The sequence below is a fragment of the Candidatus Paceibacterota bacterium genome, from assembly GCA_028697015.1.
GTDB lineage: Bacteria > Patescibacteriota > Minisyncoccia > Minisyncoccales > GWA2-38-27 > JAQVFW01.
Genome location: JAQVFW010000003.1, coordinates 1 through 11,296 on the forward strand (window position 1 = coordinate 1; position 11,296 = coordinate 11,296).

An 11,296-nucleotide genomic window follows, 5' to 3' on the forward strand; every position below is an offset into this window, starting at 1 on the left:
GGATAAAAGCCTGAAAACCTTAGATAATTTGGCTTTTTAAAATATTCAAAGGCGTTTTTTTGTTTCAAGATTTATTAAAAATTTTGAAACTAAATGGCTGTGGATAATTATGTGTTAACATAAAGGGATTCCACGCTAAAATTCCCGAAGCGTTGCCTTTTTCAATTTCCGAAAGCATAAAATTAAAAACTTCTCGGCCCGGTTCTTTGGCGGTCTTGCTTTCGTAAAATTCTTTGACAACAAAAAGATTGTTTTGTTTGGCAAACTCTCGCAATTCCGCTAGCTGGGCCTCAATGGACAAAACCTGTCTTTCTTCGTCCTCGCTTGATTTTCGGCAGTAGATAAAATATTTAGTCATAATTTTTAGAAGTTTTTAATTTTGAAAAAGGCAACGCTTTACACCGACAATTTGTAAAATTTTGTTTTGCGTTCCGCCAAAGGCGGAAGAAAACCATCGGCTCATTGCGGCAAAGCCGCAATACAAATTTTTAGATTTGTGAACCGCCGCCTTGCGGCGGGAAAATTGGCGATTGATTTCAAAAACCCTTGGCATTTCCTTGCGGAAATGCCCGCCGAAGCGAGGCGCGAAGCGCCGAGCGAGGCAACTAATCAACTTTGGTGGTGTTTGTTGGAAAAAGTCAGAACTCATTTTGAACAAAATCCCGAATGATCGGCTCGCTTCGCTCGCCGGACGCTCGGGCGGGGCGGGAAGGAAAGGGGGTTGGGGGGAAAGGAATTCCCGCCCCGCCCTCGCTTTTTCGCCGCCGCAATTTTTCGTATTTCGCTTTGCGAAATGCGCCGCCAGAAAAGGAATTGTGTTTGCCCCACCCGCCCGTGCGCACACAATAATTTTTCTCCCCTGATTTTGCTTGCTAAGCATCATTTTATTTGGTAGTATAAATATACAGATAATAACCTAATATACTATAATACTACCAAAACTTTATTTATATGACAAGTGGAAAAACAATAAGTGAAAATATCAAGAAATTGCGGGCTAAACTTGGATTAACTCAAGACGATTTGGCCAAGAAGGCGGATATTAAATACACCACGCTTATGAAGGTAGAGAGCGGAACAGTTAATAAGCCGAGCGTTCAAACTATGGCGAAAATCGCCAAAGCGTTGGGTGTTTCGATAGAAGATTTACTATGAAAGAAGATTTACAAAAAATCATCGAGCAATTTACAGATTATTTATTGCCTATTTTGACACCATATGAGGCAGGACTTTATATTTTTCTTTTGCGTAATTCGTTTATTAAAAACGGCTCAAGAGAAATAAGAATTGGAAAACGAACTATTGCTGACAATCTAGGTGCTTCTAGGGGAGAAAAAACGAATTACGCCCATGTTACAAAATTAGTAAATGGTCTAGAAGAAAAATCATGTATTAAAATTGGCGACACGACGCGAGAAGGGACATTATATTCAGTTTTTCTTCCAGAGGAAATCCCATCTGTAAAAGAGAAATTGTCTATTGTCGCTGATGCTACCGAAGAAGATTATTTTACTGACCCAGAAAAACGAAAAGAAATTTTCAAGAGAGATAAATATATTTGTCATTATTGCGGAGAAAAAGTAACGCCAGAAAATGCAACTCTCGATCATCTCACACCTCAATGCAAGGGAGAAGGACATACAAAAGAAAATCTAAAAACAAGCTGTTTAGTTTGTAATAGTATTAAATCCGGTAAAACCTACGAAGAAGCCGCGCCCTATTTACTAAAAAGTATTCAGGAAAGAAAAGTCAGGAACAATAATCATTAAAATTATGGCAAAGACAAAACAGCCACAACTTATAGAAGCAAACCTATCTTATCAACAAATGGAAGCGGCTATCCCTAAAATCGAAAGGAGAATAGCCGATCTTGAAGGTTTTGATGTTGATTCCGTAAACGACAGAAGCGATGCAAGAATTGATGCGCTTGAAAAATCTTTGGACGCGTTACTTGTTTCAATTTTTGGCGCTGGAACTGTTGAATATGAACGCTATCATTGGCAAGTTACACGATTAGACACAGCATCAATAAATATGATGCATCAAACTCCAATTCACGAGGTTCGGGAGGGTCTTCACCGTGGCATTTCCACAGCTAAGGCACATTTAGAAACAATTAAGAAAGGATTTCTTGAAGAATTGGGAGACGCTGGATTGACTTCTGCGGGAAAAACACTAAAAGCATACGAAGGTCTTGAATTACACCCAGAAATTGAGCGCGCTGTTGGCAATTTATACAGAGACGGCCATTATGCAAACGCCGTTGAGGACGCAACCAAGGCACTCAACGCTTTGGTGCGAATGCGAAGCGGTGTAGAGGATAAGGACGGAAGCGCACTTATGGAGGCGGTATTTAGTCCGAAAAATCCTATTCTAAAATTTAATCAGTTAGCGGACACTTCAGATATTGATGAGCAAAAAGGATTTATGATGATGTTGTCAGGCGCTGTTGCTGGTTTGAGAAATCCGCGCGCCCATAAAATTATTAAAGACGACCCAGAAATGGCGTTGGAATTTATCGCTTATGTTAGCTTACTCGCCAAGCTGGTGGACAAAAGCACAAAATAATTATGTCTATAACAATTACCTATTTTGTCCACGGAACGACAACAGATAATGAAAAAGAAATTTCATCCGGTTGGTTTGATGTTGAACTTTCCGATTTGGGCGTTAAACAATCAATCGAATTAAAAGATAAAATCAAAGACAAAAAGTTTGATGTTGTGTTTTGTTCTGATTTAAAACGAGCTGTTAATTCAGCAAAACTGACTTTTGAGGGAGTTGTGCAAATTATCCCTGACAAAAGATTGCGAGAGTGCAACTACGGAAAATACAACGCCCAGTCTTCGGCAATCGTGGAGCCAATGCAAGAAAACCACATTATTGAAAAATTTCCTGAAGGTGAAAGTTATGAAGATGTAAAAATGAGAATAGCTGATTTTCTTGAATTTTTAAAGAAAAATTATGACGGAAAATCAGTCGCGATAGTCGCACACAAAGCGCCACAACTTGCTTTAGATGTTTTATTGAAAAACAAAACTTGGGAACAAGCTTTTGCCGAAGATTGGCGAAAAACAAAATCGTGGAAACCGGGCTGGGATTATGATATAAAATAAAGGCGGTGCGCCAACTTCGTTGGCACGAAAAATTGCGGCGGCGAAAAAAGAAGAGGCGAAAGCGAGGGCGGGCAAAAATTCCTTCCCCCCAACCCCCTTCCTTTTTGCGCGCCCGAGCGTTCAGTTTTTGTTCTGCCGCGCGAAGCGCGGCAATCAGTCAGGATTTTGTTCAAAATGGGTTCTGACTTTTTCCAACAAACACCACCAAAGTTAACTTATTGCCTTGTTTTAAATATTTATTCTTCTCTTTTTATAGCGGGAATTTTTAAAATTGAATTAAAAATCAATTTCACTAATTTTTCCGTAATTTATTTTTTTTCAAAAATATGGTACGCTTATCTGAAAGAAAATAAATCTAAAATGGATAAAGAACTTATAAACTTAAGAAAAGAAATTGATAAATGCGACAGGGAATTAATTAATATTTTATCTCTGCGGTTTAAAATTGGGAAAAGAATAGGGGAGTATAAGAGAAAAAATGAAATGAATCGGGAAGATAAAAAAAGAGAGAAAGAAATGCTCTTAATAAGAAAAAAATGGGGAAATAAAAAAGGCCTTGATTCTTTTTTTATAGAAAGATTTTTTAATAATATTTTTAAAGAAATTAAAAAAAATCATAAAAAAATATTTGGAAAATTATAATGGAATTTTTAAAGGATTTAGAAATAATTTGGGATTATCTTAAAAATTATAAAAAGAGAGTTTTTTTCTTAGCTCTCCTTGCTGTTTTTTTTGCTGTTTTTGAGGGGCTTGTTCCATATATTTACGGAAAAATGGTAGATATGGTTTTGCTCGATTCTCCTTTTTTCTTAATCCTTTTTCTGGTAGGAATATGGGCTTTAACGAGCATACTGTCAGAATTATCAAAAAGAATAGTATCCCTAAGAGGATCTTATCTATCCGTAGAAGCAATGGGAGATTTTGTTTTTAAAATATTTTCCTCTCTTATTTATCTGCCACTTTCGTTCCATAAAGAAAAAAACACAGGAGATATTGTTTCCAGAATTACCAGAGCAGGAGACGCTCTTCAATTTATAATGGGAGATACTATTTTTTGGATAATTCCCCGTTTTTTAACGGTCATAATAGGGCTTGCTATTCTTTTTTTCATTAACTGGCAGCTTTCTTTGGGCGCTCTTTTAATTTTTATTCTTTCCGGAACGATTTCCATTTTAAGAACTCCTCTTCTTATAGAAAATCAAAAATCTTTTAATAAGAAGATTGATGTTGCAGCCGGCATATTAAATGATTCTTTTATTAATATCCAAACGATTAAGTCGTCAGGAGCGGAATATTTTCAAAAAGAAAAAATAAAAAAAATATATGAAGAAGAAATAAATCCTTCATATAAAAAAGTGGTTTTGAGCTGGGAAAATACTGAATTTTTACAAGAACTTTTTTTCTCCCTCGGCTTTATGGGAATTTTTGCCTATGCCGTTTTTTTAACCGGAAAAGGGGATATATCACAAGGTACTTTAGTGATGTTTTTGGGTTATTTAAATTTAATAAGAATGCCTCTTAAGTTTCTACTTTGGCAATGGCTGTCTTTACAAAAATCCCTCGCAAGAATAAAAAGAGCAAGAGAGTTCTTTAAAATAACGCCTGAAAAATACAACAAAAAAGGAAAATTAATTAAAGAACTGAAAGGAAAGGTGGAATATAAAAATGTTTTCTTTTCTTATAGCGAAAGAAAAAATGTTCTCAAGAATATAAGTTTTTCAACTTTGCCAGGACAGAAAGTCGCTCTTGTTGGAGGAAGCGGGGAAGGAAAGACAACAATGGTTGATCTTCTCTCTTTATATTTTGTTCCCAAAAAAGGAAAAATTCTAATAGACGGCATTGATACAAAGCATCTTAACCTTAATTTTCTTAGAAAAATAATAGCATATGTTCCTCAAGATATTGTACTGTTTAACGACAGCATAAAAAACAATATTCTTTACGGAAATCCGGAAGCAACAAAAGAAGAGCTTTTAAGAGCGGCAAGAGCGGCTAATATATCACACTTTATTGAGACCCTCCCTAGAAAATATAATACAATTGTGGGGGAAAGAGGAATAAAGCTTTCTACAGGACAAAAGCAGCGCCTCGCAATTGCAAGGGCTATAATTCGAAACCCAAAAATTCTTATTTTAGACGAAGCAACCTCTTCTTTGGATGTAAAGTCCGAAAAACTAATTCAGGAAGCATTGGAAAACCTAATAAAGAACAAAACAACTTTTATAATTGCCCATCGCCTTAGCACGGTAAGAAAAGCGGATAAAATTCTGGTTATAGAGAAAGGAGAAATAGTTGAAGAAGGAACTCACGATGAACTTATAAAAAGAAAGGGAATGTACTATAATCTTTATCAGCTTCAGTTTACAAAGAAAAGGATTAAATTAAGATTATAAAAGTTTTCCACAGTTTCTCTTTTATTTATTTTTTTTAATGTTATAATAAAATTGGCTTTTAAAAAGGTCGAAATTCTCAAAAAAAATAAACAAAAAAAATATGCTTATAGATTGGTACGAACCTACAGCTGCAGCTATCTTGGGATTATGGCAAGGATTTCTTGTCTTTATTCCAAAACTTACCGGCAGCTTATTAGTTTTTCTCATTGGTTGGATTATAGCCGCAGGGCTTGGAAAGCTTGTAGCTGAAATTTTAAGAAAATTAGGCCTTAATTCTGTTTTTGAAAAGGAATCATGGAAAGAGGCAATAGAGAAGGCCGAGCTTAAAATAGACGTTGCAGGATTTATCGGATCAATATTCAAATGGGTTCTTGTAATCGTTTTCCTTCTTGCTGCAATTGAAATATTAGGTCTCAGGCAATTCGCTGACTTTATTGTCAGTGTTTTAAATTACCTGCCCAACGTTTTAGTTGCTGCAATAATGTTCGTTGTTGCGATAATTATTGCCGATTTTTTGGAAAAAATTACAAAGGCCTCAGTTGAAAGAGTATGGTCCGGATATGGCAATCTTTTGGGCACTTTGGTAAGGTGGTCAATTTGGATTTTCGCCGTTTTGACTATTCTTTATCAATTAAAAATTGCTCCTGAATTAATCCTCATATTATTCACAGGAGTTGTTGCCCTTATTACCGTTGCCGGAGGTATTGCTTTCGGAATCGGCGGAAAAGATATTGCAGCAGAATTTCTTTCAGACATTAAGAAAAAACTGGAAAAGAAATAAAGGAAACGCATCTGAATTTTAAAAACTGGCCCTACAAAGGGCCGGTTTTTTTATTATTAAAAGATTGAAATTAAAAATATACGTGCTATAAAAAAGAAAAGCTCTTTTTTGTCTTATTTAACGAAAGGGGAATGTCATGTCCGAAAAAAAGAATAACGCTGTTGCCGTTGCCGTTAGTATTGCTTTTTTTTGGTTTTTGATTATTCAGCTTCAAGATTTTGGCAAAGAAAAAAGAATAGAAATCTTGAAAAAAGAAGTAATTGAATATTGCAACGATATTGCCAATAATCCAGCTCTTTTAAATCTCCCTGACTATTCTGAAAATTTGCCAGAAAAGTCCGCAAAAGTTTATGAAGCCATGAAAAAAATAGACGATCTTCTTTCAAAGATACGCGAAAGAAAATTAGAAATTGAAGAAGTAGAAGTTCTTTTTGAAAACAGAAAAAAAGACATGAATATTGCAATTGAAAATTTTTCTAAAGAAAAATAAATCTTTTTTTCTCTTTGTTTTTGCCCCAGAAATTGCATTTTCGGGGCTTTTATTTTCTCTATTTTAAAAACAATATTTGAACCTTGACACTCTTTTTTTAATTTGTTAAGATTGAGGCGGAATGATAAGAAAAAGGAAAAACTATAAAAACCAATATAGGAGCGGCTAGCCCACAGCTTTATTTTTTGGAAATTAAAGCCGCCTCTAGAGCGGTTTTTTTAGTAATTAAGGATTGGACTTTGACAATTGAATAAATAATTACAACCGTTAATTATTAGCCAACCTATTAAGTTAATTAATTTTTAAGAGCAAATGGTGGATGCCTAGGGATATCGAGACGATGAAGGACGTGGCGTGACTGCGATAAGCTTCGGGGAGGCGTTTAGCAGCCTTTGATCCGGAGATTTCCGAATGGGGAAACCCAGTGCGGCTTAATCCGCATTATTGCGTATTTTACGCAAAGTGATACCCGCTGAAGTGAAACATCTCAGTAAGCGGAGGAAAAGAAAATAAAATATTATTCCCTAAGTAGCGGCGAGCGAAAAGGGAGGAGCCTAAACCTTTTTTGTTTACAAAAAAGGGGTTGAAAGGTAGATACGTTTTGGAGCGTAAGCTTTGAACGGAGTAAAATAATGGAATTTCGTTAGTCAAAAGTTTCTGGAAAGAACTGCCAGAGAGGGTGAAAGCCCCGTAGACGAAAACGATTTCATGCTCCCAGTATCTATTCTTAAGTACCTCGAGGAATGAAAACCTTGTGGGAAGCTGGCTGAACTATACAGCCAAGGCTAAATACTACGATATCACCGATAGTGAACTAGTACCGTGAGGGAAAGGTGAAAAGCAGGGAGGTGATCCCGTTGAAATAGAACCTGAAACCATTATGCTCACAAGGAGTCAGAGCCGGGCGGTAAATTTTGGATTGGTCTTTTATTTGTTATTCTCTAAAATGAGAAATCTAAAATTTACTGCCTGGTGATGGCGTGCCTATTGAAGAATGAGCCAACGACTTACTGTATGCAGCTTGCTTAAGTCCTTACGGGACGAAAGCGTAGCGAAAGCGAGTGTTAATAGCGCGTTTTGTTGTATATAGTAGACCCGAAGCCAGACGAGCTTGCCATGGCCAGGATGAACTCCAGAGAAATCTGGGGGGAGGTCCGAACCCGTAGGTCGTGCAATACCTTGGGATGAGCTGTGGTAAGGAGTGAAAAGCTAATCGAGTCTGGGAATAGCTGGTTCTCCCCGAAATAGCTTTAGGGCTAGCGTCGATAATTAGAAGTTGGAGGTAGAGCACTGAATGGAATTACTTGGGCTTTGCTCAGTCTTTCCAATCAAACTCCGAATACCAATTTTGCAATATCGATAGTCAGACTGTGGGGGCTAAGCTCCATGGTCGAAAGGGAAACAGCCCGGACCTTAATCTAAGGCCCCAAAATCAAGCTAAGTGCTTTCAAGGAAGTAAGATTCCAGAGATAGTTAGGAGGTTAGCTTAGAAGCAGCTATCCTTTAAAAAGTGCGTAATAGCTTACTAATTAAGGAATTTTGCGCCAAAAATTTACGGGGCTAAAGCTTGATGCCGAAGATAAGGCTTTGTAAAATATTTATATTTTATGAGGGGTAGGGGAGCGTCCTTAATACATTGAAGCCAAATTGTAAAGTTTGGTGGAGCGTTAAGGAGTGAGAATGTTGGCACGAGTAACCGCAATGCAGGTGAGAGTCCTGCACACCGAAAACCTAAGGTTTCCTTGGCAATGACAATCATCCAAGGGTTAGGCGGACCTAAGGGAAAGCCGAAAGGCGTACTCGATGGACAGCCGGTTAATATTCCGGCCCTATGGCCTAATATTCTAAAATGTGACGGAGTTTAGTAGTTTGGACGGATTATTGGATTTCCGTTGCTAATCTAAGGAGACAAGGATTGGCAGAATGTGGAGTTTCGATTCCATAAACCCAAATGAGCAAGCTTCCTAGAAAAGCTTTTTAGATGCTACATTAGGTCTTATCCGTACCGAAAACCAACACAGGTAGGTTGGCGTTAGTGTGCCAAGGTGAACGAGTGAAATCTCCTGAAGGAACTCGGCAAAAAAGCAGGCGTAAGTTCGCAATATGCCTTGCCGTTCATTTAGAACGGCCGCAGCAAAAGACCCCCTAGCGACTGTTTATCAAAAACACAGGTCCCTGCTAACTCGTAAGAGGATGTATAGGGGCTGAGGCCTGACCAGTGCTGGAACGTTAAGATTGGCGGTATCCTGTTTTGCAGGATGCTGACTGATTGAAGCGCCAGTGAACGTCGGCGATAACTATAATCGTCCAAAGGTAGCGTAATCCCTTGCCGGGTAAGTTCCGGCCCGCATGAAAGGCTTAACGACTAGGGGACTGTCTCCAGGAGTAGCTCGGTGAAAATGCAATACCGGTAAAGATGCCGGTTACCTGCGGCTAGACGGGAAGACCCCGGGAGCTTTACTGTAGTTAGACATTGAATTTTGGTTTAAGATGCGTAGCGTAGGTGGTAGACTATGAATCTTTATTTTCGGATAAGGAGGAGTCGCCAATGAAACACCACCCTTTTTAAATCTCAATTCTAACTTCGTTTATAACGGAAAACAGTGTTTAACGGTCAGTTTAAGTGGGGCACTTGCCTCCTAAAGAGTAATGGAGGCGTTTACAAGGTCGGCTAGCTCCGGATGGAAATCGGAGCGTTAGGACAAAGCCATAAGCCGGCTTTACAGCGAGACGGATAAGTCGAGCTGTTGCGAAAGCAGAACTTAGTGAACCGACGGATTTTGGTAGAAAATCCGAAGATCAGCAGCCAAAAGTTACCCCGGGGATAACAGGCTAGTAGGGCCCGCGAGTCCATATCAACGGCCCTGTTCGGCACCTCGATGTCGGCTCAACGCATCCTGGGGGTGAAGCAGCTCCCAAGGGTTTGGCTGTTCGCCAATTAAAGCGTTACGTGAGCTGGGTTCAGACCGTCGTGAGACAGGTTGGTCCCTATCTACCGCAGGCGCAGAGTCTTGAGGGGATTTGATCCTAGTACGAGAGGACCGGATTGAACTAACCTCTGGTGTACCAGTTGTTTTGCCAAAAGCATCGCTGGGTAGCTATGTTGGGCGGGATAAGCGCTGAAAGCATATAAGCACGAAACCCACCCCAAGATTAGGACTCATAGATTCCTCGAAGATGACGAGGTTGATAGGCTGCAGGTGTAAAGGCAGAAATGCCCTCAGCCAAGCAGTACTAATAAATCATCATTAATCTTTGCTTAAATTTGGTTGGCTAATAATTTGTGGTTGTAATTTAAAAATTGTTTATTGTTATCATAAGGGGACTATACTGGTGTTGCTCCACCCGTTCCCATTCCGAACACGGAAGTGAAATACACCAAGGCCGATGGTAGTCCTTATGGGCAAGAGTAGGTAGTCCCCCTATAATGACCGTAAACTATTTTAAAAAACGGAATTAAAAACCCGTATTTTTTTTACCCTTTATTTTTCCCTTTATTTAAGTTATTATGCTATATGGTCAAGAGAAGAAAAAATAGAAAAACTATTATTGTAATATCGGCAATAGTTTTGGTTTTTCTTCTTTTTTTCTTTTTTGAAGCGAAAACAAAAGAATATTTTTATCTTCTTTCTTCTAATTTTCAAAAATCCATTTGGGCAATAAGTAAAGATTTTTACGGTTTTGTTGAAAAAAAGAAAGAATTGGAAAATCTTAGAAGTGAAAATGCTTTTCTTTTGCAAAAAATAGAAAGCGCCAAACTTTATGAAGCGGAAAATAGGCAATTAAGAACTGCTCTTTCTCTTGAAATGGAAAAAGAGTATAACTTGCTTTTATCAAGTATTGTTGCCAAAAAAATATCAGACGACATACTTATTATCGATAAAGGAAAACTTGACGGAGTTTCAACTGGGATGCCGGTTGTTACGGCAGAAAAAGCGCTGGTTGGAAAAATAGGAGAGACATATGATTATTTTTCAGAAGTTTATCTTGCTTCAAAAAAAGATTTTTCCTTTGATATAATTGTAAATGAAGATATTTTTGCAATTTCAAAAGGACTGGGAAATTTAAAACTTGGAATTGACCTGATTCCTCCTTCCAAAAAACCTGAAACAGGAGAAATCGTTCTAACTAGCGGAACAGGAGGAATTTTTCCAAAAGGACTTTTAGTGGGAAAGATTGAAACAATAGAAAAAAGCGACACTGATTTCTATTTTTTCGGAAACATATCTCCCTTCTTTAAACTGGAAAGAAACGAGAATTTATTTATTATCGACAAGCCCATATATGATTTTTAAAAAAGTCCTCTTTATTTTCCTTTTGTATTTCTTGAGTTTAATCCAAACAAGTTTTCTCCCTATTTTTTACTACTTTAATATAATTGGAATTATCGTACTAATTATTAATATTTATGAAAGCCCAAAAAAATATTTTGGAATATGGACATCATTTTTCGGAGGATTCTTTTTAGATATTTTTTCATCTCATTTCTTCGGATATTACACCCTTGTTTTAATAT

At 37.7% G+C, this 11,296-nt stretch carries 11 protein-coding genes and 2 rRNA genes; 11 read left to right on the forward strand and 2 right to left on the reverse strand.

Annotation, left to right across the window (positions count from 1 at the left end; all coding sequences use genetic code 11):
* Nucleotides 1-64: 64 nt before the first annotated feature.
* Both PHH50_01505 and PHH50_01510 read right to left on the reverse strand, forming a co-directional pair.
* The gene (locus PHH50_01505) at nt 65-358 is read right to left on the reverse strand and encodes a recombinase family protein (GenBank protein MDD3728980.1); all 294 of its coding nucleotides are present in this window, start codon (nt 356-358) and stop codon (nt 65-67) included.
* Between the two features lie 15 nt (nt 359-373).
* A complete protein-coding gene (locus tag PHH50_01510) occupies nt 374-883 on the reverse strand; it encodes a hypothetical protein (protein ID MDD3728981.1) in 510 nt (169 codons plus the stop codon).
* 68 nt (nt 884-951) lie between these two features.
* Between PHH50_01510 and PHH50_01515 the strand changes: the two genes are divergently transcribed.
* The 11 genes from PHH50_01515 (at nt 952) to mreC (ending at nt 11,075) form a co-directional block, all read left to right on the forward strand.
* A complete protein-coding gene (locus PHH50_01515) occupies nt 952-1,155 on the forward strand; it encodes a helix-turn-helix transcriptional regulator (protein MDD3728982.1) in 204 nt (67 codons plus the stop codon).
* Entirely contained in the window at nt 1,152-1,769 is a 618-nt protein-coding gene (locus PHH50_01520) for an HNH endonuclease signature motif containing protein (GenBank protein MDD3728983.1), read from the forward strand. The genes PHH50_01515 and PHH50_01520 overlap by 4 nt, the downstream gene beginning before the upstream one ends.
* A 4-nt stretch (nt 1,770-1,773) precedes the next feature.
* Nucleotides 1,774-2,568, forward strand: a complete 795-nt coding sequence (locus tag PHH50_01525; protein ID MDD3728984.1) for a TIGR02391 family protein — start codon at nt 1,774-1,776, stop codon at nt 2,566-2,568.
* Nucleotides 2,569-2,570: 2 nt separating this feature from the next.
* Nucleotides 2,571-3,116 carry a histidine phosphatase family protein gene (locus tag PHH50_01530; GenBank protein MDD3728985.1) on the forward strand — a complete coding sequence of 182 codons (546 nt, stop codon included), beginning with the start codon at nt 2,571-2,573 and terminating at the stop codon, nt 3,114-3,116.
* Nucleotides 3,117-3,290: 174 nt separating this feature from the next.
* Nucleotides 3,291-3,758 (forward strand): chorismate mutase, encoded by a 468-nt coding sequence (locus PHH50_01535; protein MDD3728986.1) that lies wholly within the window; start codon nt 3,291-3,293, stop codon nt 3,756-3,758.
* Nucleotides 3,758-5,509: an ABC transporter ATP-binding protein gene (locus tag PHH50_01540; GenBank protein ID MDD3728987.1), complete on the forward strand. Its 1,752-nt coding sequence runs from the start codon at nt 3,758-3,760 to the stop codon at nt 5,507-5,509. Before PHH50_01535 ends, PHH50_01540 begins: the two co-directional genes overlap by 1 nt.
* A gap of 100 nt (nt 5,510-5,609) precedes the next feature.
* Nucleotides 5,610-6,290 carry a hypothetical protein gene (locus PHH50_01545; protein MDD3728988.1) on the forward strand — a complete coding sequence of 227 codons (681 nt, stop codon included), beginning with the start codon at nt 5,610-5,612 and terminating at the stop codon, nt 6,288-6,290.
* A 136-nt stretch (nt 6,291-6,426) separates the two neighbouring features.
* Entirely contained in the window at nt 6,427-6,780 is a 354-nt protein-coding gene (locus tag PHH50_01550) for a hypothetical protein (protein MDD3728989.1), read from the forward strand.
* A 292-nt stretch (nt 6,781-7,072) separates the two neighbouring features.
* Nucleotides 7,073-10,037: ribosomal RNA gene (locus PHH50_01555) — 23S ribosomal RNA — on the forward strand.
* A 60-nt stretch (nt 10,038-10,097) separates the two neighbouring features.
* Nucleotides 10,098-10,206: ribosomal RNA gene (gene rrf, locus PHH50_01560) — 5S ribosomal RNA — on the forward strand.
* 89 nt (nt 10,207-10,295) lie between these two features.
* Nucleotides 10,296-11,075, forward strand: coding sequence for a rod shape-determining protein MreC (gene mreC / locus PHH50_01565; GenBank protein ID MDD3728990.1), 780 nt, complete (start codon nt 10,296-10,298; stop codon nt 11,073-11,075).
* Nucleotides 11,076-11,296: the final 221 nt, after the last annotated feature.

Coding starts and splice junctions, on each gene's coding strand:
- PHH50_01505 (MDD3728980.1), bottom strand. CDS start 358: ATGACTAAATATTTTATCTACTGCCGAAAATCAAGCGAGGACGAAGAA.
- PHH50_01510 (MDD3728981.1), bottom strand. CDS start 883: ATGATGCTTAGCAAGCAAAATCAGGGGAGAAAAATTATTGTGTGCGCA.
- PHH50_01515 (MDD3728982.1), top strand. CDS start 952: ATGACAAGTGGAAAAACAATAAGTGAAAATATCAAGAAATTGCGGGCT.
- PHH50_01520 (MDD3728983.1), top strand. CDS start 1,152: ATGAAAGAAGATTTACAAAAAATCATCGAGCAATTTACAGATTATTTA.
- PHH50_01525 (MDD3728984.1), top strand. CDS start 1,774: ATGGCAAAGACAAAACAGCCACAACTTATAGAAGCAAACCTATCTTAT.
- PHH50_01530 (MDD3728985.1), top strand. CDS start 2,571: ATGTCTATAACAATTACCTATTTTGTCCACGGAACGACAACAGATAAT.
- PHH50_01535 (MDD3728986.1), top strand. CDS start 3,291: ATGGGTTCTGACTTTTTCCAACAAACACCACCAAAGTTAACTTATTGC.
- PHH50_01540 (MDD3728987.1), top strand. CDS start 3,758: ATGGAATTTTTAAAGGATTTAGAAATAATTTGGGATTATCTTAAAAAT.
- PHH50_01545 (MDD3728988.1), top strand. CDS start 5,610: ATGCTTATAGATTGGTACGAACCTACAGCTGCAGCTATCTTGGGATTA.
- PHH50_01550 (MDD3728989.1), top strand. CDS start 6,427: ATGTCCGAAAAAAAGAATAACGCTGTTGCCGTTGCCGTTAGTATTGCT.
- mreC (MDD3728990.1), top strand. CDS start 10,296: ATGGTCAAGAGAAGAAAAAATAGAAAAACTATTATTGTAATATCGGCA.